This is a genomic window from Nocardia puris, assembly GCF_036051655.1.
GTDB lineage: Bacteria > Actinomycetota > Actinomycetes > Mycobacteriales > Mycobacteriaceae > Nocardia > Nocardia puris.
The window spans coordinates 3,611,358-3,637,179 of the sequence record NZ_CP107943.1; the positions used below are offsets into that span (position 1 = coordinate 3,611,358).

The 25,822-nt window shown below is 69.4% G+C and carries 26 protein-coding genes; 17 read left to right on the forward strand and 9 right to left on the reverse strand.

What is annotated here, in order from left to right; translation table 11 throughout:
* The first annotated feature begins 218 nt into the window (after positions 1-218).
* From cofD to hpf, 16 genes are all read left to right on the forward strand, one after another.
* On the forward strand, positions 219-1,217 hold the full coding sequence (gene cofD / locus OHB21_RS16500) for a 2-phospho-L-lactate transferase (protein ID WP_232331918.1): 999 nt from the start codon (positions 219-221) through the stop codon (positions 1,215-1,217).
* Entirely contained in the window at positions 1,211-2,551 is a 1,341-nt protein-coding gene (locus OHB21_RS16505) for a coenzyme F420-0:L-glutamate ligase (RefSeq protein WP_067514003.1), read from the forward strand. The genes cofD and OHB21_RS16505 overlap by 7 nt, the downstream gene beginning before the upstream one ends.
* Positions 2,552-2,579: 28 nt before the next feature.
* Entirely contained in the window at positions 2,580-3,098 is a 519-nt protein-coding gene (locus OHB21_RS16510; protein ID WP_067514004.1) for an NUDIX hydrolase, read from the forward strand.
* 274 nt (positions 3,099-3,372) lie between these two features.
* Positions 3,373-4,608, forward strand: a complete 1,236-nt coding sequence (locus OHB21_RS16515) for an alkane 1-monooxygenase (RefSeq protein WP_067514005.1) — start codon at positions 3,373-3,375, stop codon at positions 4,606-4,608.
* The gene (locus OHB21_RS16520; RefSeq protein ID WP_195124837.1) at positions 4,605-4,781 is read left to right on the forward strand and encodes a rubredoxin; all 177 of its coding nucleotides are present in this window, start codon (positions 4,605-4,607) and stop codon (positions 4,779-4,781) included. The genes OHB21_RS16515 and OHB21_RS16520 overlap by 4 nt, the downstream gene beginning before the upstream one ends.
* Complete coding sequence (locus OHB21_RS16525) at positions 4,778-4,960, forward strand: rubredoxin (protein ID WP_067514007.1); 183 nt, start codon at positions 4,778-4,780, stop codon at positions 4,958-4,960. Before OHB21_RS16520 ends, OHB21_RS16525 begins: the two co-directional genes overlap by 4 nt.
* Positions 4,961-5,000: 40 nt before the next feature.
* A complete protein-coding gene (locus OHB21_RS16530) occupies positions 5,001-5,621 on the forward strand; it encodes a TetR/AcrR family transcriptional regulator (protein ID WP_067514008.1) in 621 nt (206 codons plus the stop codon).
* Positions 5,622-5,857: 236 nt separating this feature from the next.
* Positions 5,858-7,012, forward strand: coding sequence for an alkane 1-monooxygenase (locus OHB21_RS16535; protein ID WP_067514009.1), 1,155 nt, complete (start codon positions 5,858-5,860; stop codon positions 7,010-7,012).
* Positions 7,013-7,087: 75 nt separating this feature from the next.
* The gene (locus tag OHB21_RS16540) at positions 7,088-7,816 is read left to right on the forward strand and encodes a lipase family alpha/beta hydrolase (RefSeq protein ID WP_067514010.1); all 729 of its coding nucleotides are present in this window, start codon (positions 7,088-7,090) and stop codon (positions 7,814-7,816) included.
* 78 nt (positions 7,817-7,894) lie between these two features.
* A complete protein-coding gene (gene ahcY, locus OHB21_RS16545) occupies positions 7,895-9,379 on the forward strand; it encodes an adenosylhomocysteinase (RefSeq protein ID WP_067514011.1) in 1,485 nt (494 codons plus the stop codon).
* 138 nt (positions 9,380-9,517) lie between these two features.
* Entirely contained in the window at positions 9,518-10,165 is a 648-nt protein-coding gene (locus tag OHB21_RS16550; protein ID WP_067514012.1) for a dTMP kinase, read from the forward strand.
* Positions 10,166-10,329: 164 nt separating this feature from the next.
* Entirely contained in the window at positions 10,330-11,007 is a 678-nt protein-coding gene (mtrA, locus tag OHB21_RS16555; protein WP_067514013.1) for an MtrAB system response regulator MtrA, read from the forward strand.
* Between the two features lie 107 nt (positions 11,008-11,114).
* Positions 11,115-12,866, forward strand: a complete 1,752-nt coding sequence (gene mtrB / locus OHB21_RS16560; RefSeq protein WP_084538178.1) for an MtrAB system histidine kinase MtrB — start codon at positions 11,115-11,117, stop codon at positions 12,864-12,866.
* The gene (lpqB, locus tag OHB21_RS16565) at positions 12,863-14,671 is read left to right on the forward strand and encodes an MtrAB system accessory lipoprotein LpqB (protein ID WP_084538175.1); all 1,809 of its coding nucleotides are present in this window, start codon (positions 12,863-12,865) and stop codon (positions 14,669-14,671) included. Before mtrB ends, lpqB begins: the two co-directional genes overlap by 4 nt.
* 39 nt (positions 14,672-14,710) lie before the next feature.
* A complete protein-coding gene (locus OHB21_RS16570; protein ID WP_067514015.1) occupies positions 14,711-15,358 on the forward strand; it encodes a ComF family protein in 648 nt (215 codons plus the stop codon).
* Between the two features lie 318 nt (positions 15,359-15,676).
* The gene (gene hpf / locus OHB21_RS16575) at positions 15,677-16,351 is read left to right on the forward strand and encodes a ribosome hibernation-promoting factor, HPF/YfiA family (protein WP_067514016.1); all 675 of its coding nucleotides are present in this window, start codon (positions 15,677-15,679) and stop codon (positions 16,349-16,351) included.
* Here the strand turns inward: hpf and OHB21_RS16580 are convergent.
* The 5 genes from OHB21_RS16580 to OHB21_RS16600 form a co-directional block, all read right to left on the reverse strand.
* Positions 16,338-16,808: a DUF6545 domain-containing protein gene (locus OHB21_RS16580; protein ID WP_324195151.1), complete on the reverse strand. Its 471-nt coding sequence runs from the start codon at positions 16,806-16,808 to the stop codon at positions 16,338-16,340. The genes hpf and OHB21_RS16580 overlap by 14 nt on opposite strands.
* A complete protein-coding gene (locus OHB21_RS16585) occupies positions 16,768-17,076 on the reverse strand; it encodes a hypothetical protein (protein WP_195124839.1) in 309 nt (102 codons plus the stop codon). Before OHB21_RS16585 ends, OHB21_RS16580 begins: the two co-directional genes overlap by 41 nt.
* Positions 17,077-17,463: 387 nt before the next feature.
* Positions 17,464-17,988: an ImmA/IrrE family metallo-endopeptidase gene (locus OHB21_RS16590; protein ID WP_067514019.1), complete on the reverse strand. Its 525-nt coding sequence runs from the start codon at positions 17,986-17,988 to the stop codon at positions 17,464-17,466.
* Positions 17,989-18,087: 99 nt separating this feature from the next.
* Positions 18,088-18,504, reverse strand: a complete 417-nt coding sequence (locus tag OHB21_RS16595) for a hypothetical protein (protein ID WP_067514020.1) — start codon at positions 18,502-18,504, stop codon at positions 18,088-18,090.
* Between the two features lie 6 nt (positions 18,505-18,510).
* Positions 18,511-19,200: a helix-turn-helix domain-containing protein gene (locus OHB21_RS16600; protein ID WP_067514021.1), complete on the reverse strand. Its 690-nt coding sequence runs from the start codon at positions 19,198-19,200 to the stop codon at positions 18,511-18,513.
* Positions 19,201-19,574: 374 nt separating this feature from the next.
* Between OHB21_RS16600 and OHB21_RS16605 the strand changes: the two genes are divergently transcribed.
* Positions 19,575-20,867 carry an acetyl-CoA C-acyltransferase gene (locus OHB21_RS16605; RefSeq protein WP_195124840.1) on the forward strand — a complete coding sequence of 431 codons (1,293 nt, stop codon included), beginning with the start codon at positions 19,575-19,577 and terminating at the stop codon, positions 20,865-20,867.
* 25 nt (positions 20,868-20,892) lie between these two features.
* Here the strand turns inward: OHB21_RS16605 and bluB are convergent, their stop codons facing one another.
* The 4 genes from bluB to OHB21_RS16625 all read right to left on the reverse strand — a co-directional run bounded on the left by bluB (position 20,893) and on the right by OHB21_RS16625 (position 25,729).
* A complete protein-coding gene (bluB, locus tag OHB21_RS16610) occupies positions 20,893-21,537 on the reverse strand; it encodes a 5,6-dimethylbenzimidazole synthase (RefSeq protein ID WP_067514032.1) in 645 nt (214 codons plus the stop codon).
* Positions 21,538-21,700: 163 nt separating this feature from the next.
* Positions 21,701-22,987, reverse strand: coding sequence for a fatty acid desaturase family protein (locus OHB21_RS16615; RefSeq protein ID WP_195124841.1), 1,287 nt, complete (start codon positions 22,985-22,987; stop codon positions 21,701-21,703).
* A 99-nt stretch (positions 22,988-23,086) separates the two neighbouring features.
* Positions 23,087-24,508, reverse strand: coding sequence for a fatty acid desaturase family protein (locus tag OHB21_RS16620; RefSeq protein WP_067514024.1), 1,422 nt, complete (start codon positions 24,506-24,508; stop codon positions 23,087-23,089).
* Between the two features lie 84 nt (positions 24,509-24,592).
* Positions 24,593-25,729, reverse strand: a complete 1,137-nt coding sequence (locus OHB21_RS16625) for a ferredoxin reductase (protein ID WP_067514025.1) — start codon at positions 25,727-25,729, stop codon at positions 24,593-24,595.
* Positions 25,730-25,822 lie beyond the last annotated feature (93 nt).

A 25,822-nucleotide genomic window follows, 5' to 3' on the forward strand; every position in this document is an offset into this window, starting at 1 on the left:
CCGTTCGAAAAGCCGTCCGCGCCTTGCCCTCTCGCGCGAACCCGGAATGACATGACTGTGATTAGACACGCCGTACGTGTCGATGGTCAAGCTGCCGACACTATTCCGTTACTATCCGCGACCGATTTCCGCGCTGATCTTGATGGGCGCAATAGCAAATGAGCAGCAAATATGGTGTGAACGGAGTGCGTCACGGGTACCGCATAGGCTGTGCGGATGTGACTGGACAACAAGCGGACATCGCGCCCGCGACCGAGCCGAAGATCGTCGTCCTGGTCGGCGGCGTCGGCGGTGCGCGCTTCCTGCAGGGCGTGCGCGAACTGCTGCCCGGCGCGGAGGTCGCGGCGATCGTGAACGTGGGCGACGACGTCTGGATGCACGGCCTTCGTATCTGTCCCGACCTGGACACCTGCATGTACACCCTGGGTGGCGGGATCGACACCGGGCGCGGCTGGGGCCGGATCGACGAGACCTGGCACGCCAAGGAGGAACTGGCGAAATACCACGCGCAGCCGGATTGGTTCGGCCTGGGCGACCGGGATATCGCCACCCACCTGATCCGCACCGAAATGCTGCGCGCCGGCTACCCCCTCTCGGCGGTCACCGAGGCTCTGTGCAATCGCTGGCAACCCGGCGTGAAGCTGATCCCGGCGACCGACGATCGGTGTGAAACGCATGTCGTTGTGAGCGATCCGGACAACCCTGGCGAACGTCGCGCGATCCATTTCCAGGAGTGGTGGGTGCGCTACCGCGCGAACATCGAGACCCATGGATTCGCCACAATCGGGGCCGAGGAGGCCAAACCCGCGCCCAATGTGATCGATCTCATAGAGTCGGCCGACGCCGTGCTGCTGGCCCCGTCCAACCCCGTGGTGAGCATCGGGTCCATCCTCGCGGTGCCCGGCATTCGCGGCGCGCTGCGCACCACGCCGGCGAAGGTCATCGGGGTGTCGGGCGTGATCGACGGAAAACCGTTGCGCGGCATGGCCGATGAGTGCCTGTCGGTGATCGGGGTGGAGACCACGGCCGAGGCCGTCGGCCGGCACTACGGCGCCCGGGCCACCACCGGTATTCTCGACGGCTGGCTCATCCACACCACCGACACCGCCGACGTGCCGGGCGTGGAGGTGCGCAGCGTGCCCTTGCTCATGACCGACCCGCCCACCACGGCCGAAATCGTGCGTGCGGCACTGGATCTCGCGGGAGTGAAGTGGTGAACGACCACGCGGCGGGGGAGCTGACCATCCGCCCGATCACCGGACTGCCGGAGTTCCGGCCCGGGGACGACCTCGGCGAGCGCATCGCCGCCGCCGCGCCGTGGCTGGCCGACGGCGACATCCTGGTGGTGACGAGCAAGATCGTCGCCAAGGCGGAGGGCAGGATCGTCACCGCCCCAACCGATCCCGAGGAGCGCGACAGCGCGCGGCGGGCGCTGGTCGACCAGGAGGCGGTGCGCGTGCTCGCGCGCAAGGGCCGCACCCTGATCACCGAGAACAAGCTCGGCATCGTGCAGGCCGCCTCGGGCGTGGACGGCTCCAACGTGGAGCAGGGCGAGCTGGTGTTGTTGCCCGCCGACCCCGACGGCAGCGCGAAAGCGTTGCGCACGGCGATCTTCGAGCGCTTGGGGGTGACGGTCGCGGTGGTCGTCACCGACACCATGGGCCGCGCGTGGCGCAACGGGCAGATCGACGCCGCGATCGGCGCGGCCGGGCTGCGGGTGCTGCACGACTACGCGGGCGCGGTGGACGGACAGGGCAACGAACTGCACGTCACCCAGGTGGCCATCGCCGATGAACTGGCCGCCGCGGCCGATCTGGTGAAGGGCAAGCTGGGCGGCGTGCCCGTCGCGGTGGTGCGCGGGCTGCCCGTCACCGATGACGGGTCCAGCGCCGCGGATCTGCTGCGCGGCGGGGAAGAGGATCTGTTCTGGCTCGGCACGGCGGAGGCGATCGAGCTGGGCCGGCGCCAAGCCGTGCTGTTGCGACGATCGGTGCGCCAATTCGCCGACACCCCTGTCGATCCCGAGCGGATCCGCGCGGCGGTGTCGGTGGCGCTGACGGCGCCGGCGCCGCACCATACGCGGCCGGTGCGGTTCGTGTGGGTGCGCGATCCGGAGAAGCGGGCCCGGCTGCTGAACGCTATGGCGGACAAGTGGCGCGCCGACCTCGCCGGGGACGGTCTGGACCCCGAGCGCGTCGAACGCCGGGTGGGGCGCGGGCAGATTCTGCGCGACGCCCCCGAGGTGATCATTCCGGTGTGCGTGCCCGACGGGGCGCACGACTATCCCGACGAGCGTCGCCGCGCGGCCGAGCGCACCATGTTCACCGTCGCCGTGGGCGCGGCCGTGCAGGGCCTGCTCGTGGCGCTGGCGACCGAAGGCATCGGCAGCTGCTGGATCGGGTCCACCATCTTCGCCCCGGAGATCACCCGCGAGGTGCTGGGCCTGGAGTCCGACTGGAACCCGTTGGGCGCCATCGCGATCGGACACCCGCTCGAGGAGCTGGCTCCGCGTACGCCTGTGCCCTCCGGGGCGGGGCTGGTGGAGCTGTGAGTGGTGCGCCCGCGGCGAGGTGCCCCCGATGAGCGCCGAGTCGTTGCACGCCTCCGCGACCGAACTGCTCGAATCCTGGTCGCCGAGTGCGGGTTCCGATCAATCGCTGCGTGAGGCGATGCTCGCGTTCCTCGGTTCCGCACCGCGCGGCTGCCTACGCGAACATGCCCCCGGGCACATCACGGCCTCGGCGCTGGTGTTCTCCCATGACGGCGGCGAGATCCTGCTGACCCTGCACCCCAGGGTCGGCCGCTGGATCCAGCTCGGCGGGCACTGCGAGGAGTCCGACGACACCGTGTCCGCCGCCGCGTTCCGCGAGGCCACCGAGGAATCCGGCATCGCGGGCCTGCGCCTCGAACCCGGTCTCTACGGCGCCCAGGCCCACCCCATCACCTGCTCCCTCGGCCGGCCCACCCGCCACCTCGACCTCCTGTTCCGCATCACCGCCCCGCCCGGCGCCGTCCCGATCCGCAGCGCGGAGTCCACCGACCTGCGCTGGTGGCCGGTCGACGCCCTGCCCGCCGACGCGGACGTGCTCCTGCGCTGACGGGCTCGCGCGGCCGGGCGTCGGCCCGCTCCGTCCTTCCCGCACGCCGGGATCGGTTCAGCCATCAGCCGACCGGCAACCGGCGACCTTGCACGCCCCGTTCGGTCCACGCGCCGAACCGGGCGTGCCCCGTTCTGTCCACGTCACAAGAACCCCACCCGTCACAACTTTACAAATCTTGTCATTTGTATAGACAGACGACAGTCGGCGTTCTACTGTCAAAAGCAAGATGTTGTGCGCGTCACAGCGTGACGCCGCGTGATGGGAGACAACGATGTCGACGGAAGCCGACGCGCCGGATCGCCCGGTCGAGGTTCCGGCCTGGCGGGACCGCAAGCGCTACTGGTGGCTGTGGGGGCTGTTCGCGCCGACCGGACTGTTCACGATCGGGCTGCCGATGATCTGGGCGCTCAATCAGCTGGGGTGGACCGAACTCGCGCACGTGCCGTTCTGGCTCGGGCCGATCCTGGTGTACCTGGTGATCCCGCTGGCCGACATCTTCTTCGGCCCCGACGGGGACAACCCGCCCGACGAGGTCATGGAGTACCTGGAGAACGACAGGTACTACCGCTACCTCACCTACCTGTACCTGCCGTTCCAGTACGCCTCGCTGATCATGGCCTGCTACCTGATCACCGCGGGCGATCTGTCCTGGCTCGGCATCGACGGCGGGCTGCACGTGGCCGACAAGATCGGCATCGCCATCACCGTCGGCATGATCGGCGGCATCGGCATCAACACCGCCCACGAACTCGGGCACAAGAAGGTCGATCTGGAGCGCTGGCTGTCGCGCATCGCGCTGGCCCAGTCCTTCTACGGCCACTTCTACATCGAGCACAACCGCGGCCATCACGTGCGCGTCGCCACCCCCGAGGATCCGGCGAGTTCCCGTGTGGGCGAGACCTTCTGGGCGTTCTGGCCGCGCACCGTGTGGGGCAGCCTGAAGTCCGCGTGGCACCTGGAGAAGGCGCGATTGGAGCGGCTGGGCAAGAAGCCGTGGTCGCGGCACAACGAGGTGCTCTCGGCGTGGGCGATGTCGGTGGTGCTGTACGCGGCGCTGGTCGCGGTGTTCGGGCTCGAGGTGCTGCCGTATCTGATCCTGCAGGCGGTAGTGGGATTCAGCCTGCTCGAGGCGGTCAACTACCTCGAGCACTACGGGCTGGTGCGCCAGCGCACCGCGTCGGGCCGGTACGAGCGGCCCGCCCCGACGCACAGCTGGAACAGCGACCACATCGTCACCAATATCTTCCTGTACCACCTGCAGCGGCACAGCGATCACCACGCCTACCCGACGCGGCGTTACCAGACGCTGCGCAGCTGGGACGGCGCGCCTAACCTGCCCAGCGGCTACGCGAGCATGATCCTGCTGGCCTACTTCCCGCCGCTGTGGCGCAAGGTGATGGACAAGCGGGTGCTCGCGCACTACGACGGCGACATCACCCGCGCCAATATCCATCCGGCCAAGCGCGAGCGGGTGCTCGCGCGCTACGGGGCGCAGGAGCGGGCATGAGTTCGTATCGCTGTCCGGTGTGCGACTACATCTTCGACGAAGCGAAAGGCGCGCCGCACGAGGGCTTCCCGCCCGGCACGTCGTGGGACGCGGTGCCCGACGATTGGAACTGCCCGGATTGTGGCGTTCGCGACAAGATCGACTTCGAACCGGTGGAGGTGTCGAGCAAGTGACCGAGTACAAGCTCTTCCAGTGCATCCAGTGCGGTTTCGAGTACGACGAGGCGAAAGGATGGCCGGAGGACGGCATCGCGCCGGGCACCCGGTGGGACGACATCCCCGACGACTGGACCTGTCCGGACTGCGGCGCGGCCAAGGCCGACTTCTTCATGGTCGAGATCGAGCGGTCGTGAGATTTTGACTGCGGCCGATGCCCGTGACAACCTCGCGGGTATGCCGCGCACAGGTCCGAGGGTCCCGTATCAGGAGGCGGCGCGGGAACTGCTGCGCGCCTCCGTCCTCGACGCGATGCGCGAACTGCTCACCGAACGCGACTGGTCCAAGATCACCCTCGGCGACGTGGCCGGCCGCGCCGGGGTGAGCAGGCAGACGCTCTACAACGAGTTCGGTTCCCGCTCCGGCTTGGCGCAGGCCTACGCGCTGCGGCTGGCCGACGACCTGGTCGACCACGTGCGCGCCGCCATCGCGGGCAATGTGGGTGATGTGCGGGCCGCGTTCCGGGAGGGGCTGTCGGGCTTCTTCCTGGACGCGGCGTCCGACCCGCTGGTCCGGTCGTTGCTGGCCGGCGAGGTGAAACTGGATCTGCTGCGCCTGATCACGCTGGACGCGGGGCCGCTGCTCGAGCACGCCGGTGCGCGGTTGGCCTCGGTGTTCGAGCACAGCTGGGTGAACGCGACGGCGGAACAGTCGCGGATCCTGGCGCACGCCGTGGTCCGCATCGCGCTCAGCTACATCCCGACTCCGCCCGCCCCGGGCAGCAACGCCCCGTCCGAACTCGCGGAGTTGCTGGGTCCGTACGTCGAGGCGATTCTCGCCGCGCGCGAAGTTCGCTGAACGGTTCCGGGCTCGGCGAACCCCGAGTTGCTCCGCCTCTCACCATATTTGAACTTTGCTCATTTCTGATTTGCGCGCAGTGTGCCGTGTCGCGGGTCACAGGTGAACCCGCTCAAAAACCGACCACCACGGTTGTAACCGTCACCACGTTTGAAGCGATGGACCCTGTGTGGGAGACGTAAGGTCTGTCAGTATTCTCGTATAGCTGAGTCAGGGTCTTTTTTAGCGGGGCAAACGTGCAAACGGTTGGCAAACCGGCGGGATCACCCGATCCCAAACGCCATCTGTGGGTTCTCGGCCTGATCGCGCCCGCGTCCGCGTTGCTGCCCTCGCAGTTGGTGCTCCACACCGGCTCCGAGGTCTTCTGGTGGATCGGTCCGATCATCGTGCTGGTGGCCATTCCGGTCCTGGACTGGGTGGTCGGCGAGGACGGCAGCAACCCCCGCGACGAGGACTATGAACTGCTGTCCAACGATCGCTACTACCGCTGGTGCACCTTCATTTTCCTCCCGATCCAGATGATCGGCCTGATGATCGCCTCCTATATGTGGGCGGGCGACGACCTCAGCGTGGTCGACAAGCTCGGCCTGGCCGCGACGCTCGGTTTCGTCAGCGGCATCGGCATCAACGCCGCGCACGAACTGGGCCATCGCGTCGAGCACCTGGAGCGATGGCTGGCCAAGATCGCGCTGGCGCAGTCGGCCTACGGCCACTTCTTCGTCGAGCACAACCGCGGCCACCACGTGCGCGTCGCCACCCCGGACGATCCGGCGAGCGCCCGGCTGGGTGAGTCGCTCTATGAATTCCTGCCGCGCACGGTCGCGGGCGGCTTCCGGTCCGCGCTGAGGCTGGAGAAGGAGCGGCTGGCGCGCAAGGGCAAGGGCTGGTGGTCGCTCGACAACCACATCCTGCAGGCGTGGTCGATGACGCTGGTGCTCTTCGGCGGACTGGTCGTGGCCTTCGGCCCGAAGGTGCTGCCGTGGCTGCTGCTGCAAGCCGCGATCGGCGCGCTGCTGCTGGAGACGGTGAACTACGTCGAGCACTACGGTCTGCTGCGCGAACGCAGGCCCAACGGGCACTGGGCCCGCTGCTCCCCGCGCGACAGCTGGAACAGCGACCGGCTGGTCACCAATATCTTCCTGTTCCACCTGCAGCGGCACAGCGACCACCACGCCAACCCGGGCCGTCGCTACCAGACGCTGCGCACTTCGGAGCAGGCGCCGCAACTGCCCGGCGGGTACGCGAGCATGATCGTGTTCGCCGCCATCCCGCCGCTGTGGCGCCGGATCATGGATCACCGGGTGCTCGAGCACTACGGCGGCGACGTGACCCGCGCGAACATCCAGCCGCGCAAGCGTGAGAAGCTGCTGGCCCAGCACGGTGTGGGCTGACTCCCACTTTCCCGACGGTGCCGCCGCCGCTTGGTAACCTTCCGGCACACATCGTGCTCAGGTAAGGCTCAGCTGATGATGAAGCGGATTCTGTTCTTCGTGCTCGTCGCGGCGGGTCTCGCGGCGCCCGCGCACGCGCAGGACCCGTCGCGCGGCGTGGTGGTGATCGTGCCCGGTCAGTATCTCGGCGCGCTGCCGTACCAGCCGATGGCCGAGATGTTGCGCCGCGCGGGCTACACCCCGATCGTGCTGGATCTCGAGGGATTCGACCTCGCCGCCGAGGCGCCCGTCATCGGCGCGGCCGTCGCCGCCGCCCGCGCGGACCATCCCGGCGTGCCCGTCTCGCTCGTGACGCACAGCATCGGCTCCGTCAGCGCCCGCTACTACCTGCGCAATCTCGGCGGCACCGAGTCGGTGGCGACCTACGTGTCCATCGGTGCGCCGCAATACGGTTCGCCCGGCGCGTGCGGCCAGCCCGTCGGCGCGGAGGTGTGCCCGGGCACCGACTTCATGGCCGCGCTCAACGAGGGCGACGACACCCCCGGCGACACCGCCTACTACTCGATCCGCAGCGAGCGCGAGTGGACCACCGGCGACCTCGACGGCGGACAGTGCCGGCTGACGCCCTTCGCCACGCTCGGCAACGGCGGCCTCGACCACAGCCTCGAACCGGTGCTGCCGGTCGTGTGGGAGCAGGTGCGCGCCGCGCTGAACGGTGACTGCGCGGGCGAATTCGCCGACGATCCGGACGGATCGGTCACCGCCGAGTCCAGCCTCTGGCCCAGCGGCATCCCCTTCGGCTGACCCGTCGGCGGTCGCGCCACACCGGCCGGGACACAACGGCTAGCCTTGCTTCGGTACAGCCGAACCATGGAGAGGCAGATGACGACCTCAGAACTTCCCGCACGTGTGTCCCTGACCCCCGATGTCCGCAACGGCATCGACTACAAGGTGGCGGACCTGTCGCTGGCCGAGTTCGGCCGCAAGGAGATCCGGCTCGCCGAGCACGAGATGCCCGGTCTGATGGCGCTGCGGCGCGAGTACGCCGAGGTGCAGCCGTTGCAGGGGGCGCGGATCTCGGGCTCGCTGCACATGACGGTGCAGACCGCGGTGCTGATCGAGACCCTGACTTCGCTGGGCGCGCAGGTCCGGTGGGCCTCGTGCAACATTTTCTCGACCCAGGATCACGCCGCCGCGGCGGTGGTGGTGGGCCCGCACGGCACGGTGGACGAGCCGAAGGGCACCCCGGTGTTCGCCTGGAAGGGCGAGACGCTGGAGGAGTACTGGTGGGCGGCCGAGCAGATGCTGACCTGGCCCGGCGAGCCGGCCAACATGATCCTCGACGACGGTGGTGACGCCACCATGCTCGTGCTGCGCGGCGCGCAGTTCGAGAAGGCCGGTGTGGTGCCGCCCGAGGAGGAGGAGCACTCCGCCGAGTACAAGGTGTTCCTGAACCTGCTGCGCGAGCGTTTCGAGACCGACAAGGGCAAGTGGTCGGCGATCGCGGAGAGCGTGCAGGGTGTCACCGAGGAGACCACCACCGGTGTGCTGCGCCTGTACCAGTTCGCGGCGGCGGGGGAGCTGGTGTTCCCGGCGATCAATGTCAACGACTCGGTGACCAAGTCGAAGTTCGACAACAAGTACGGCACCCGGCACTCGCTGATCGACGGCATCAACCGCGGCACCGACGTGCTGATCGGCGGTAAGAAGGTGCTGATCTGCGGGTACGGCGATGTCGGCAAGGGGTGCGCGGAGTCGCTGGCCGGGCAGGGCGCGCGGGTGCAGGTCACCGAGATCGACCCGATCAACGCGTTGCAGGCGCTGATGGACGGCTACGACGTGGTCACCGTGGAGCAGGCGATCGGCGGCGCCGATATCGTCATCACCTCGACCGGCAACAAGGACATCATCACCCTCGACCATATGAAGGCGATGAAGGACCAGGCCATCCTGGGCAATATCGGGCATTTCGACAACGAGATCGATATGGCCGCCCTGGAACGGTCCGGCGCCACGCGTTTGAACATCAAACCGCAGGTCGACTTGTGGACTTTCGGTGAGTCGGGCAAGTCCATCATCGTGCTCTCGGAAGGGCGTCTGCTCAATCTCGGCAACGCGACCGGGCACCCCTCGTTCGTGATGTCGAACAGTTTCTCCAACCAGGTGATCGCGCAGATCGAGTTGTGGACCAAGCCCGAGCAGTACGACAACGAGGTCTACCGGCTGCCCAAGCACCTGGACGAGAAGGTCGCGCGCATCCACGTCGAAGCGCTCGGCGGCACGCTGACCAAGCTCACCAAGGACCAGGCCGAGTACATCGGCGTCGACGTCGAGGGCCCCTACAAGCCCGAGCACTACCGGTACTGACATTTCCGGTCGATCTGTGACAGGCCCGGCGGCATCGCACCGCCGGGCCTTTCGCGTATTGCGTTGGCGCGCGGCGCATCCGGTCGCCGTCGCGACCTCGGCCCGGAGCCTCGCGCGGGCGGGGGTACTGTGCGTGCCATGGGAGTGCTGATCGCGGTGGAAGGGCTGGACGGCGCGGGTAAGCGCACGCTGACCGATGCCGTCGTGGCGGCGCTGGCCGCGCGCGGACTCTCGGTCGCGACACTGGCCTTCCCGCGCTACGGACGTTCCGCGCACGCCGATCTCGCCGCCGAGGCGTTGCGCGGCGCGCACGGCGATCTGGCCGACTCGGTGTACGCGATGGCGCTGCTGTTCGCGCTGGACCGCGCCGACGCCCGCACCGAACTGGCGAAACTGTTGGCGGACAACGACATCGTGATCCTGGATCGCTACGTCGCCTCCAACGCCGCCTACAACGCGGCCCGCCTGCACCAGTCCGCCGACGGCGAGATGACCCGCTGGACAGCGGATTTGGAGTTCGGTCGGTTCGGCATGCCCGAACCCGACGCGCAAGTGCTGCTGGACGTGCCGACCGAACTCGCGGCCGAACGCGCGCGCCGCCGAGGCGAACTCGACAGCACGCGCGCGCTCGACGCCTACGAACGCGACGCCGACCTACAGCAGCGCACGCTGGAGGTCTACCGCGAACTCGTCGAGACCGGATGGCACGGCCGGTGGTGGGTGCACGCCCCAGGCGACGACCCTGAGGTGCTGGCCGCGCGGATCGCCGAAATCCGCGCGAGATGAGCGGGTCGCGCGGGTGCGGCCTGACGGTGACCGTTCCGGTCGCGTCCATTAGTGTGGAGCGGCGAAACAATTCGTCCGGCTACGCGGTGTGAACGGCCGGTTGTTACGCATCGGTGTTGGCGTGGCGGCCCGATCCTGGCCTGGGAGATGACAACATAGTAATTATGAAGCCGAAGATTCTGGTCGTCGACGACGATATGGCACTCGCTGAGATGCTCACGATCGTCCTGCGCGGGGAAGGGTTCGACCCGCACGTGGTCGGCGACGGCACACAGGCCCTGGCGGCGGTTCGCGAGATCCGCCCCGATCTGGTGTTGCTGGACCTGATGCTGCCCGGCATGAACGGCATCGACGTGTGCCGCGTGCTGCGGGCCGATTCCGGTGTCCCGATCGTCATGCTCACGGCCAAGACCGACACGGTCGACGTGGTGCTCGGTCTGGAGTCCGGCGCGGACGACTACATCGTGAAGCCGTTCAAGCCGAAGGAGCTGGTGGCCAGGGTGCGGGCGCGCCTGCGCCGCACCGAGGAGGAGCCGGCGGAGCTGCTGTCGATCGCCGACATCGTGATCGACGTGCCCGCGCACAAGGTGAGCCGGGCCGGTCAGCAGATCTCGCTGACGCCGCTCGAGTTCGACCTGCTGGTGGCGCTGGCGCGCAAACCGCGCCAGGTGTTCACCCGCGAGGTGCTGCTGGAACAGGTCTGGGGTTACCGCCACGCGGCCGACACCCGCCTGGTGAACGTGCACGTGCAGCGCCTGCGCGCCAAGGTCGAGAAGGACCCGGAGAATCCTGAGATCGTGCTGACCGTCCGCGGGGTCGGGTACAAGGCCGGACCGCCGTGACCGATGGCGACGCGGATCGCCCCGCCGGTGACGCGTCGGGTCCGGGGGACCCGGTTCGGCCGCCGGCCGGGGTGATCGCACGCCTGGAAACCTGGCTCGCGCCCGCGATCGCATGGTTCAAGGACGCGGGCACCGCCCTCGGGCACTTGTGGCGGCGTTCGCTGCAGCTGCGCGTCATCGTGTCCACGCTGACGCTCTCGCTCATCGTCATCACCATCCTCGGGGTGGTGCTGACCAGTCAGATCACCGACCGCCTGCTGGACGCGAAGATCAACGCGGCCGTCGAGGAAATGGAACGCGCCCGCAACACGGTCGAGAGCCAGCTCTCGGGCGTGCACGACATCGGCGCGCAGCGCCAGCGCCTCGACGAGACGCGCAACAGCCTGTCCAATCGCGGCGGCACCGGCCAATCCGCGGGCGCCGCGGGCAGTTTCGATTCGGCGCTGAGCGTCATCGGCGGCACCCCGCCGCAGCAGGTCGCCTCCGGCCCGATCCAGGAGGTGCCCGAGGAGCTGCGCCGTTTCGTGCAGCGCAACCAGGTCAGCTACCAGTTCGCCACGGTCGACGACCCGGACGGCTACCACGGCAGTGCGCTCATCATCGGCAGCCCCAGCGCCGAGGTGCCGACCCTGGAGATCTACCTGATCTTCCCGCTGGCCAACGAGGAACGCAGCCTGGCCCTGATGCGCGGCACCATGATGATCGGCGGCCTGGTGCTGCTGGTCCTGCTCGCCGCGATCACCGCGCTGGTCACCCGCCAGGTGGTGCTGCCGATCCGCTCGGCGGCGCGCATCGCGAGCCGCTTCGCCGACGGCCGCCTGAAAGAGCGCATGCTGGTGCGCGGCGAGGACGATATGGCGCGGCTGGCGCAGGCGTTCAACGAGATGGCCGAGAGCCTGTCCAACCAGATCACCCAGCTCGAGGAATTCGGCAACCTGCAGCGCCGATTCACCTCCGATGTGAGCCACGAACTGCGCACCCCGCTGACCACCGTGCGCATGGCCGCCGACCTGATCCACGGCAGCAGCGAGGATCTGGACGTGACGCTGGCGCGCAGCGCCGAACTGCTGGTCACCGAACTGGACCGGTTCGAGGGCCTGCTCAACGACCTGCTCGAGATCAGCCGTCACGACGCGGGCGTGGCCGAGTTGCAGATCGAGTCGCTCGACGTGCGGATGTGCGCGCGGGCGGCCATCTCCACGGTGCGCCACCTGGCCAAGGACGCGGGCGTGGAGATCGTCATCGACCTGCCGGAGGACCCGGTGGTGGCCGAGGTCGACCCGCGGCGCGTGGAGCGCGTGTTGCGCAACCTGCTGGCCAACGCCATCGACCACAGCGAGGGCAAACCGGTGCTCATCCGCATGCGGGGCGACGCCGAGGTCAACGCCGTCGCGATGGTCGTGCGCGACCAGGGCGTCGGTCTGCGGCCCGGCGAGGAGAAGCTGGTCTTCAACCGGTTCTGGCGCTCGGACCCGTCGCGGATGCGCCGCTCCGGCGGCACCGGCCTGGGCCTGTCGATCAGCGTGGAGGACGCGAACCTGCACGAGGGCAGGCTGGAGGCGTGGGGCGAGGTCGGCGTCGGCGCGGCGTTCCGGCTCACCCTGCCGATGGTGCGCGGCCGCAAGATGGGCGTGAGCCCGCTGCCGCTGGAACCGGCCGGGCGCAAGCCCACGCGCACGGCGGACCTCGCCGACGGCGACGTGCCGACGGTGCCGTTCCAGCGCGCCGAATCGCCCGCCGAGCCCGCCGCGCGCGGCGACGGCACGACACCCCCGGCCACGCCGGTGAACGGTGCGGCCGAGGCCGCCGACACGGCCGCGGGCTCGGTGCTCACCGAACGCGGAGACGTACAGTCATGACGATGCCCGGTGCCAGAACCCCCCGCCGGTTCGCGGTGTGCGCGACCTTGCTCGCGGCGCTGCTGGTGCTCGGCGGCTGCGCGAGCCTGCCCGACTCCTCCTCGCCGCAGGCGCTGGGCACGCTCAACCGCGAGCCCACCACCGAGGGCCCGCCGCCGCCCCTGCCCGGCCGCGACCCCGACCTGCTGCTGCGGGACTTCCTGCAGGCCACCGCCGACCCCACCAACCGGCACCTGGCGGCGCGTCAGTACATGACGCCCGCGGCCTCGGCCCAGTGGGACGACTCGGCGGGCACCCTCATCGTGGACAAGCCCGACACCCTGCGCGAGTCGCGCTCCGGCGACCAGGCCACCTACGTGATCCGCGCGCAGCGGGTGGCCGAACTGGCGCCCGACGGGTCCTACCGGGCCGTGGAGGGCACGGTCGAGAACAAGATCGAGATGACCAGGGTCGACGGCGAGTGGCGCATCGACGAGCTGCCCGACGGCGTGGTCATGGACAAGACCGCGTTCGCCAAGTCCTACCGGCGCAACGTGCTCTACTTCGCCGACCCGTCGGGCGCCTCCGTGGTGCCCGATCTGCGCTGGATCTCGGTGCCCAAGAACCAGCTCACCCAGCGGCTGCTGACGCTGCTCACCGAGGGCAGCCAGCCCGCGCTGGCGGCCGTGGTGCGCAACGAACTCGCCGCCCCCGTCACGCTGCGCGGTCCGATCACCAAGGCCAACGGCGATCCCGACGAGGTCGGTGTGGGCTTGGGCGGGGTGCGCATCGATTTCGCGGGCGCCTCCGAACTCGCCCCGCGCGATCGAGAACTGCTCGCCGCGCAGGTGGTGCTCACGCTGGCCGCCGCCGACATCCTCGGCCCGTACATGCTCCTGGCCGACGGCAAACCCCTCGACGACCGGTTCGCCGCCAACGGCTGGTCGGTGGCCGACGTCGAGCACTTCGGCCCGACGGCGGTGGCGCAGAACCGGATCGGCCTGCACGCGCTGCGCGACGGGGCGCTGGTGCAGGTCACCGACAGCGGGGTGGTGAACGCGCCCGGCTACTTCGGCGGGGTGAACAACTTGCGTTCGATCGCGCTCAGCCCCGACGGCCAGCTGGTGGCGGCCGTGGCCGAGGCGGGCCGCCCGGCCCCGGAACCGCCACGCACGCTGATGATCGGCACCTACGGCGGCGGCGCGTTCCCCGTCGCGGAGGGCGACACCATCAGCAGACCGTCGTGGACGGCCGACGGCGGCGCCGCCTGGGCGGTGATCAACGGCGACCGGGTGATCCGCGCCGTCAACGACCGCGGCACCGGCAACGTGTCGGTGCGGGATGTGGACACCTCCGCGCTCTTCGGTTCGCCTTCGGCGCCCGCGCTGCGCGGGCCCATCACCGAGTTGCGGGTCTCCGCCACGGGCGTGCGCGCCGCGATCATCGCCGACGGCAAGGTGTTCGTCGCGGTGGTCGAGCCGCGCCCCGACGGCCGCTACGTGCTCACCTCGCCGCTGCCGATCGCCGTGCTCAGCACCAGCGCGGTGTCGCTGAACTGGCTCGGCGGCGACCGGATCATCGTGGCCAGGGAGGGCAATGTGGACCCGGTGGTGACCGTCGCCATCGACGGGTCCGAGCAGGTGTCGACGACCTCGCAGAACCTCACCCCGCCGGTGCGCGTGGTGGCGGCCTCGCCCACCACCCAGTACGTCGCCGATTCGCGCGGCGTGCTCGGGCTGACCAGCAACGAGACCAGCGAGTTGCGCTACTGGACCGAGATCCCCGGCCTCTCCGGCTCCGACACCGCTCCGGTGCTGCCCGGCTGAGCCCGGCCGGATGTCGGTGCGGCGGGGCAGAATCCGCCCATGGAATCGACCCTCGCCGACCTGGTGCTCCCGCTGGCCTGCGCGGGCTGTGGCGCGCCCGGGGTGCGCTGGTGCCTGGACTGCGCCGCCGTGCTCGCCCGCAGGCCGGTGCGGCTGCGTCCGCGGTCCGATCCGGGGGTGCCGTGCTGGGCGATCGCCCCGTATCGCGGAGCGGCCCGGCGGGCGGTGCTGGCGGCCAAGGAATCCGGGCGCCGCGATGTCGCGAATCCGGTCGGCTTCGCGTACGCGCTCGCGCTGGCCCGGTTGCGTGCGCCAGCACGTCCGCTGCTGGTAGTGCCCGCGCCGACCCGTCGCGCGGCGGCCCGCAGGCGCGGCGGTGATCCGGTGCTGCGCGCCGCGCGGGTGGCGGCGGGTTGGCTGGACGATTGCCGGGTGGCGCCGATCCTGCGTGCCGGGCGGGGTGTGCGGGATTCGGTCGGCCTCACCCCTCGTGAGCGCGTGCACAACCTGAGCGGGCGGGTATCGGTGTGCCACCGCCGCGTACCGGACGCGGAGGTGACGGAAAACGCCGAGGTGATCGTGGTCGACGACGTCCTCACCACCGGCGCGACCGCCCGCGAATCGGTGCGTGCGCTGGCCCGTTCCGGGCTGGCGACACGTGCCGTTCTGGTGACGTGCGCTGCTTGACTCCGGGAAATTTGCGTGAACACTGGCGGACTGCCGCGCGGCGTACTAGCGTCGCGAACACACACCCGAACCGAGAGTTTGGAGGTGGCGCCTCGGACATCTACGTGTCGTGCGATTCCCCGGTGTGAGCTCGCTCGAAGGCGTCAGCCTGGCTGACCTCTCTCGGTCCGCGCTCCCATTCGTCAGGATTCTCGTTCGGCACGGTTCAATCCCGCCGCACGGGTATTCGGTTCGTGCGGCCAGATCCGGGAGGTACGCGTGACGACTACTTCACGACCTTCAGCGAAAGCCGCTGATCCCTCGACGCTCGCCGGCGTCGTGGACGCGACAGACCCATCCGAAGCGGACCGGCCACCGGCCACCCGAGCCGACATCGTGGTCAAGGGCCGCAATGTGGAGGTCCCCGATCATTTCCGAATCTATGTCGCGGAGAAACTCTCCCGTCTCGAACGCTTCGACCCGTCGATATTCCTGTTCGACGTCGAGCTGTTCCACGAACGCAACCGTCGTCAGCGTAAGAGTTGCCAGCGTGTGGAGATCACGGCGCGCGGCAAGGGCCCGGTGGTCCGGGCCGAGGCCTGCGCGGACAGCTTCTATGCCGCGTTCGAGTCGGTGACCGCGAAGCTGGAGAGCCGGCTGCGGCGCACCAAGGACCGCCGCCGCGTGCACTACGGCGAAAAGACCCCGCTCTCGGTGGCCGAGGCCACCGCCGATCTCATCGACGACTCGCTGTTCACGCTGACCAACGGGTCGGCCGCGCACGAGCACCCCGGTGAGCACGCGAAGAAGGACGAGATCGAGTACGAGGCCGGTCCCGGCCACATCGTGCGCACCAAGGTCCACTCCGCCACGCCGATGTCCGTCGACGACGCCCTGTACCAGATGGAGCTCGTCGGCCACGATTTCTTCTTGTTCCAGGACAAGGAGACCGACCGACCGTCGGTCGTCTACCGTCGCCACGCCTTCGACTACGGCCTGATCAGGCTCGCGTAGCGAAGCGTCCGGACCACCCGGCCGGTGCCGTTCGCGGCGCCGGCCGGGCGCCTGTCTCCACCGGCGACACCTTCGCCAACGCCAGCAGGTGCCGCAGTTCGGCGTCGATATCGGCGCACTCCGGTCCGAGCGGTGCCGAGCCCGGGTTGGTGCGCACCGGGCCGGTGCCCGCCCGCTCGGTGCGAATGGCGTCGGCGATGCGCGTGGCGTACCGGCGTGGCGGATCGTCACCGGTGTCCGGAAGGTCTTCGGGCACATAGCGATTCAGGTGCAGCAGGGCGTCGCGGATCTCGACCGTCATCCGGATCAGGCGGACGTCGGCGTCGCCCCGGTGCGGCGCGGCATCCGAATCGAGCACGATTGCCGGCTCGGCGCCCGTCACGTCCCGCCACAGCGGCAGCAGTCGGCGGCAGCGCCTAGCGCGAGCGATCCAGTCCGGCGCGGGTCGCGAGGACATCGGCCAGCGGCACGGCGGCGACCGTGATCACCACGAAATTGGGCACCGCCCAGCGCAGCAGTTCCGGATCGTCCACGGTGCGGCGGCCGATCAGCAGCGCCGCCGAGAACGGCAACCCGGCCGCGCCCGCGGTGAGCGCGGCCAACAGGGTGCCGTAGACGAGGCGTTCGCGCCGGGTCGCGTCGGCGCGCCGGGCCTCGCGCCACAGCGCCCGCCACATCAGCCGCCCGCAGGCCACCGCGGGCAGGCACAGCGCCGGCGCCGACACGGCCGACTCCCAGTCCCAGCAACCTGCCCTCGCCCCGCGACTCGGTGCCCACCAGCAGGATCGTCACCGCGCCCGTCACGCCGACCAGGTCGTAACGTCGCTGCCGGGCGCGCGCCGTCGCCGGATCGGCGCCCGCCCACAGCGCCGCCGCGCCGTACGCGCTCATCACGCCCCTCACCATGCAGCCCATCGACACCTGATGCATGAGGCTGCCGAACTGCGGGGCCAGGCCGCGTTCGAGCAGCAGCGGCCCCGCGCCCGCCCACGCCAGCGCGCGATTGAGCAGGCGATCGGTCGCGGTGCGGCGCAAGAGGATCCAGCGGCCGATCGTCACCGGGGCGACGAACGCGATCAGCGGCGCGGCGACCGGGCCTGGGATCGGCGAACTCACCTGCGGCGGTCGCGGAAGAACGTCCGGTGCAGCAGCGAATCGCGGTGCGGCGGGCGCATGGCCTGCAACATCACCATGTCGGCGAAGGTCTCCGCGTCGCGTTCCCGGGTGGTGCCGTAGTCGGTGCGGCCGAGCACGTGCGCGATGGACTCCGGGGAGATGGAGGGCAGCAGCTCGGCGACCGCCGCGACGGTCCGCGCGGTCGGCCCGTCCGGGGTCTCCTCGGTGTCGGGGCCGTGACCGAGCAGCATGTGCCCGAGTTCGTGGGCGATGATGTGCTCGGCGTGCCACTCGGTGGTGTCGGCGCCGTAGACGATGACGTCGGCGTCGCGCTTGGCGATCCACAGGCCGCTGCCGGTGCCGCAGCCCGCCCCGGCCAGCACCGCGGTGTCCACGGGATGCAGGCTGATCGGGCGGCCGCGGAATTCCGCGACGGCGTCGAGGTAGGTGTCCAGGCGCCACGGGTGCGGTATCGGCACGTCCCGGGACAGCTCCCGGAAGCGGGTATCCATACCGGCCATGCGATGCGTTCTCCTACAGCAGTTCCGCGGTCCCGCCCCGTGGCTGACGATGGTAACCGGAGTCGGTGCCGTTGCCGAGTCGGCGCCGCGAATCCACGATCAGCGGTTGATTTCGCCCGCGGTGTCGTCGACCTCCCGCACGACCGCCGCCAGCACGGACCGGTCGATCGCGGAGCCGCGCAGCGCGATGCTGGCGACGTTCGCGTCGCGCATGGTGGCCAGCAGTTCGAGTTCGCGATCGATGCCCGCGGCGGCCGGGCCCGCGGTGGTGAGGTAGCACGGCGCCACCCCGAAGCACGACGCGACGGCGGCCAGCACCTCGGTGTCGGCGCCGTCCTGATCGACGCGGCCGTCGCGCAGTTGTTCCAGGTAGTCCGGGGTGACCGCCCGGTTCAACGCTTCGGCGACCTGTTCGGCCACCGATTCGGTGCTGCGTTCGGGCGCCGAGCGGGGATGCATCACCGCGAACAAGCGGTTGATCTTGTGACTCAGGGTCAGGTTCACGGTGTCGGGCATGGTACCTCAGTGCTTGCCGTTCGTGGTCGGCGTTCCGCCCGCAGCCAGCCAGCGGGCGCGGAATCGGGCTTCGGCCGCGGCGGTCAGGTCCGCCGGGCGGCCCGCCAGCCAGCGCCGGTAGCGGCGCTCTTCCAGTTCTTCGGGATCGTCGGTGTCGGCGGGGGTCTCCAGCAGATGCGCGAAGGCCATCTCCACCAGCGGGTGCAGCTGCCGCCCCGGCCCGCCGTTGCGTTCCAGCATCACCGTGGCGTAGCGCGCCGACAGCCGCGACACCACGCGGTTGAGATCCGCGACGGCCTCGGTGATCGCGGGTTCGGTGGTGCGGCCGTGTTCGACCGCGTCGCTGAGCCTGCCGGTCGCGGCGAGCAGGCCGGTGAGGTCGGCGATGTCGAACCGGATCGAGGTCGGCCCGGCGACGACCGATTCGTCGGGGGCGGCGGCGCTCTCGTGCGCGGTGGGCGCGCCGCCCGCGTACGTGCGCGCCGCACTGCCCGGCAGCCAGCGCAGCGGGGCGTCCAGCTTGTTCAGCGTGTGGGTGCTGATCGCGGCGTCGCCGTCCTCGATCTTGCGGATGGTCGGAGCCGACGGCCCACCCAGGTCGCCGATCTGCAGCTGCGTGAGGCCGAGTTCGTCCCGGCGGTCCTTGATGATCCGGCCGAAGCGCTTCTGCCGCGACAGCTCCGAAGGGCTTCTCATAGTGCCGTTCATGCTAAGCGGCCGATGGTACAAATGACAACTTCATAGAAAAGATTTGAAAAGTCTATGGAAAGAACGCTACTGTTCTTTCGCGCCGGACGTAGGGTGCGGTCCGTGCGTGGCGGAGCGCCGGACCTGCCGTCCGGGGCGAGCAGGGGCGTTCGACGGACGGGCTCCCGCGCGGTGACGGCGCGGGCGGGCTCAGCGGCACGGAGGGGATCGCTGAGCCCTTCCGGCTCGTCGGCGTATCCAACGAGGGGTCTGCCGGCCTTCCCGCCCGGTGGGGTGCGGGAAGGATTGGTGGAGGTATCACTGGCCCTTGAACTTACTTCCAAGTAAGTTTGTGGGGTACATCTCCCTCGAAAGGACTCCGCATGGCCTCCGACGCTGCTCGCCGTGCCGTAATCGTCTCCGGTGCCCGCACGCCGTTCGTGCGCGCGTTCACCGACTTCACCAGGATGGATTCCATCGCACTTGCCGACGCGGCCGTGCGCGGTCTGCTCGACCGCACCGGGCTGCCGGGTGACCAGGTGCAGGCCATCGTGTGGGGCGGGGTGATCCTGCCGAGCGCCGCGCCGAACATCGCGCGCGAGATCGCACTGGACCTGAAGCTCGACCCCGGGTGCGAGGGCCACACCGTCACCAGGGCGTGCGCGTCCGGACTGCAAGCCGTCACCTCGGCGGTCGCCGCCATCGAGCGAGGCGAGTACGACATCATGATCGCCGGCGGCAGCGACTCCACCAGCAACGCCGAGGTGAAGCTGCCCCAGAAGCTGGTGCACGCGGGCGCGCCGCTGGCGCTGGGCAAGCCGAAGGTCAAGGACTACCTCTCGGCCGCCGCGCAGCTCGCGCCGTTCACCGATCTGCTGCCGAGTCGGCCCAAGATCGCCGAACGCACCACCGGCGAGGTGATGGGGGAGTCGGCGGAGAAGATGGCGCGCATCCACGGCGTCACCCGCGCCGAACAGGACGAGTTCGCGGCCCGCTCGCACGCCCGCGCCGCCGCCGCGATCGCCTCCGGCCGTTTCGACAGCGAGGTGCTGAGCGTCCGCACGCCCGACGGCGTGGAGATCAGCCGCGACGGACTCGTGCGCGGCGACACCGGCGTCGAGAAGCTGGCGAAGCTGAAGCCGGTGTTCGCGGAGAACGGCACCGTCACCGCGGGCAACGCCAGCCCGCTCACCGACGGCGCCTCGGCGGTGCTGCTCATGAGCGAGGCGAAGGCCCGCGAGCTGGGCTTCACCCCGCTGGCCGCGTTCCGCTCGTGGAGCTACGTGAGCGTGGACCCGACCGACCAGGTGCTCATCGGCCCCGCCATCTCCATGCCGCGCGCGCTGGACAAGGCCGGGATGTCGCTGGCCGACGTGGATTTCGTGGATATCCACGAGGCGTTCGCCGCCCAGACCCTGTCCGTGGTGAAGGCGCTGGCCAGCGACGAGTGGGCCAAGACCCGCCTGGACCGCGACACCGCCGTCGGCGAGATCGACGTCGACCGCCTCAACGTCCACGGCGGCTCGGTCTCCCTGGGCCACCCCTTCGGCGCCACCGGCGCCCGCATGGTCACCACCATGGCCAATGAGCTCGCCCTCTCGGGAAAGAACGCGGCCCTTCTGGGCATCTGCGCGGCCGGCGGCATCGGCGCCTCGGCGGTGCTGGAACGCGTGTGAGCGGTGGTCCTTCGGCCGCAGCGGATCAGTCTGCGGTGCCGAAGGTTTCGTGGTGGACCGCCGCCGAGAGCGGGCGGCGGGAGCGCCAGCCGAACCGTTCCAGATCGGGGACGGTCTGGAACTCGCGGACCGGCCCGACGCACAACCACGCGATGGGCCGGATACCCGTGGGCAGGCCGACCAGGTCGCTGAGGAAGGCCGGGTCGTAGAACGACACCCACCCGACGCCGACGCCCTCCGCGGTGGCGGCCAGCCACAGGTTCTGGATCGCGAGAACCGTGGAGTAGACGCCGGTTTCGGGGACGGTCGCGCGGCCGAGCACCTGCGGGCCGCCGCGGCTGTCGTCGTGGGTGACGACGATGCCCGTCCCGCTCTCCACGATGCCCTCGATCTTGATCGGCTCGAAGACGGCCGCGCGCTCGGGCGGCAACCCGTCGCGGAAGGCGATCCGGTGCTCGGCGACGTGCGCGGCGAACGCGGCCAGCCGGTCCGGATCGCGCACCACCACGAAATCCCACGGCTGCGAATTGCCCACGCTGGGCGCGCGATGCGCGGCATCGAGGATGCGCCACAGGGTGGACTCGTCCACGGTCTCGCCGGTGAACTCCGCGCGCACGTCACGGCGCAGGTGAATGGCCTCGTAGACGCCCGCGCGGGCCGGCGCGTCCAAGGCGGTGCCGCGAACTCGATCGGCGTCGTCCGTTCGCGGCGAACCTTCCGTGCCGTTCTCGCCGCCACCCGCGTGGCGCACCCTCTGGCGCGACGGCGAGTCCGGTTCGAACGAAATCAGGTGGCCGGTCGGATCATCCACCTGGCGAAGCGTAGTGGGTCGTTCAGCCCACCTTCGACAGCACCGGCACGCGGCGGGTGAGGCGTTTGCGGCCCTCCGCCACGGCGCGTTTGCGCCCCTGCTCCAGAGCCGTGCGCAGGCCGCGGCGCTTGCCGGTCAGCGGGTCGACGGTGGGGACCGCGTTGCCGCCCCAGCGGCGCTCCGAGGAGGTCTCGGGGGCGTCGTCGGCGGTCTGGCGCAGGTACTTGTTCGGCAGCGAGAGCTTGAGGATGGTGCGCCACGACTTGAAGTACTGCACCGGCAGCGAGCCGGAGGTGTAGGGCAGGTCGTACTTGTCGCACAGTTCGCGCACCCGCACCGCGATATCGGCGTACCGGTTGCTGGGCAGATCGGGGAACAGGTGGTGCTCGATCTGGTGGCTCAGGTTGCCGGTCATGAAGTGCATGATCGGGCCGCCGTCGATATTGGCGCTGCCCAGCATCTGGCGCAGGTACCACTCGGCCTGGGTCTCGGTCTCCACGTCGTGCTTGGTGAACTTCTCCGCGCCGTCGGGGAAGTGGCCGCAGAAGATCACCGCGTTGGTCCACACGTTGCGCACCATGTTGGCGGCCAGGTTCGCCGTCAGCGTGGTCAGGAACGCCGGGCCGGTCAGGGCCGGGAAGATCACGTAGTCCTTGAGGGTCTGCTTGCCGATCTTGGTCAGCACCTCGCGCCGCTTGCGCTCGAACTCCGCCCGCTCCGGCGTGCCCGGCTTGTACTTGCCCGCGGCCAGCTTGCCCAGCTCCAGGTGCTGGATGGCCACGCCGTACTCGAAGAACAGCTGCAGCAGCAGGTTGTAGACCGGGTTGCCCAGGTAGAAGGGCCGCCAGCGCTGGTCACGGGTGACGCGCAGCAGGCCGTAGCCGATGTCGTCGTCCATGCCGAGCACATTGGTGTACTTGTGGTGCAGGTAGTTGTGGGTGTGCTTCCAGTGCTTGGCCGGGCCGGTGTTGTCCCATTCCCATGAGGTGGAGTGGATCTCCGGATCGTTCATCCAGTCCCACTGCCCGTGCATGACGTTGTGCCCGATCTCCATGTTCTCGATGATCTTGGCGGTGCCGAGCAGGGCGACGCCGGCCAGCCACGCGGGCGGCAGGAAGCTGGCGAACAGCACGGTGCGCCCGCTGATCTCGAGGGCGCGCTGTAGCCGGATCACGTTGCGGATGTAGCGCGCGTCTTTTTCCCCGCGCGAGGCTTCGATTTCCCGCCGGATCGCGTCGAATTCCGCGCCGAGCGCTTCCACGTCGGCAGCGGTGAGATGCGCGTATTCCTTGACATCCGAGATCGCCATGGCGGTTACAGTACCGTAAGTTACGACACCGTAGGTTGCCGGGATCGTGCCGATACTGTGGCAAATACCGCATTGCCACAGCAACGTACGAGTGCTATATCACGCGAAGCGTGCCCGCGCACGGAAAACGCGGTCCCGCAGCGACTTACGGCGCGGTTCGGCCTTCTCCCGCAGCGAGCGCTTGGCCTCGCGCAGCACCTGCTTCTCGTGGCGGGCCTTCTCCTTCAGCGAGGCCTTCGCCTCCCTCAGCACCTGCTTCTCGTGGGCCGCCTTCTCCTCCAGCGCCACCTTCGCCTCGTGCAGCGCCGAGCGCAGCCCGCGCCGCTGCCCGGTTTCGGGGTCGGTGATCAGCCGGTTGTGCTCGGTCCACCCCGCGGCGGGCAGCGTGATCCCGGCGAACTTGCGCTCCGAGGAGGTCTCCGGAGCGTCGTCGGCGGTGCGCATGAGGAAGCGGTCCGGCAGCGCGAGCTTGTGAATGGTGCGGAACGCCAGCAGATACTGCTTGCCCAGCGAGCCGGTGGTGTAGGGCAGGTCGTACTTGTCGCACAGTTCGCGCACCCGCGCGGCGATCTCCGGGTAGCGGTTGCTCGGCAGATCGGGGAACAGGTGGTGCTCGATCTGGTAGCAGAGGTTGCCGCTCATGAACGCCATCGCCGGGCCCGCCTTGAAGTTGGCGCTGCCGAGCATCTGGCGCAGGTACCACTCGGCCTGCGTCTCGCCGTCGAGCTGTTCGATGGTGAACTTCTCCGCGCCGTCGGGGAAGTGCCCGCAGAAGATCACCGCGTAGGCCCACAGGTTGCGCACCAGATTCGCCGTCGCGTTGGCTTTCAGTGTGGACTTCCAGGCCGGGCCGGTGAGCAGCGGGTACAGCACGAAGTCCTTGCCCACCTGCCGCGCGATCTTTCGGGCGAACAGCTTGTTGGGTTCGGAGGCCAGCTGGTAGCGGGGCGTGCCGGACAGCTCTTTGTCGATGGTCCAGTCGTGCAGGGCGATGCCCCACTCGAAGGTGGCGGCCAGCAGCAGATTAGCGAACGGCTGCACCAGGTGGACGGGGCGCCATTCCTCGTCGCGGGTCATCCGCAGGATGCCGAAACCGAGGTCCTCGTCCTTGCCCAGCACGTTGGTGTAGGTGTGGTGGGAGTAGTTGTGGGCGCGACGCCACTGCGCCGACGGCCCGGTCATATCCCACTCCCACGAGGTGGAGTGGATCTCCGGATCGTTCATCCAGTCCCACTGGCCGTGGCTCACGTTGTGGCCCAGCTCCATGTTCTCGATGATCTTGGCGACCGAGAGCATGGCCGTGCCCGCGACCCAAGCCCAGCGGTTGCGGCTGCCGAACAGCACAGCGCGCGCCGCGACCTCGAGGCCGCGCTGGGCGGCGATGGTGCGGCGGATGTACTTGGCGTCGCGTTCACCACGGCTCAACTCCACAGAGCGCCGGATGCTGTCGAGCTCCTGCCCGAGCGCTTCGATGTCGGAGTCGGTGAGGTGCGAGAACGCCTGAATGTCGGTGATGGCCACCGGGGTCCCTTCGTCGTTCGGCGGTCTGCATCGAGGGTACCCGGGCAAGCGCCGCCGAAGGCGAGCCAGGCTGTCGGGGGTGTTTCAGACGTCCAGTGTGCAGTCGCCCGCGGCCGCGGAGATGCACGTCTGAACCTTGTCGCCCTCGCGACGCTCCTCGCCGTTGCGCAGATCGCGCGCGTGCCCGGAACTGATTGTCACCACACAGGTCTGGCAGATACCCATCCGGCAGCCGAACGGCATCTGCACCCCCACCGACTCACCCGCTTCCAGCAGGCTGGTCGCGCCGTCGGCCTCGATGCTGCGTCCGGTCTTGCCGAACGTCACGGTACCGCCCTCCCCGACGGCGGAGCGCTCGATCTCGAAACGCTCGATGTGCAGCCGGTTCTCGATGCCCGCCGCACGCCAGTGCTGTTCGATCTCGTCCAGCATGCCCGCCGGACCGCACGCCCAGGTGTCGCGTTCCTTCCAGTCCGGGAAGCGCGTATCGAGGTCGGCCAGCGCGAATTTGCCCTGCTCGGAGGTGAGATGCAGGTGCGATTCGAAGCCGGGGTGGCGGCGGTGCAGTTCCTTCAGCTCCGCGCCGAACATCACGTCGTCGGCGGTGCGCGCCGAATGCAGGTGCACCACGTCGGTGACGGTGTCGCGGCGATCCATCGCCCGCAGCATCGACATGACGGGCGTCACGCCGCTGCCCGCGGTGAGGAACAACACCTTGGGCGGCGGCGGGTAGGGCAGCACGAATCCGCCCTGCGGGGTCTGCAGCCGCACGACGGTCCCCGGCTTGACGCCGTTGACCAGGTGGCTGGACAGGAAACCCTCCGGCATCGCCTTGACCGCGATGGAGATCAGGCGCCCGGAACCGCGGCTGGGATCGTTCCAGTCCGGCGGGCAGGTCAGCGAATACGAGCGCCAGTGCCAGCGGCCTTCGACCAGGATGCCGATGCCGATGTACTGGCCGGGCTGATAGCGGAAGTCGAAACCCCAGCCCGGCTTGATCACCAGGGTCGCCGAATCGGCGGTCTCCTTGCGGACGTCCACGATGCGCCCGCGCAGTTCGCGTGCCGACCACAGCGGGTTGGCCAGGTGCAGGTAGTCGTCGGGCAACAGCGGCGTGGTGACCCGGGCGACGGCGCCGCGCAGCACGTTGAGCCGCCCACCTCGCTCGGCCACGCTCGCCGCGGGTGCCTCGAGCCACTCGCGGACATTCTTCAGGACCATTCGCTGCCGTTCGTCTTTCCGTCGGGACGGCCACCGTCGGCGACCGGTCATAGGGCAAGGTTACGGCATCGTAGGTTAGCGATTCCGGTGAGC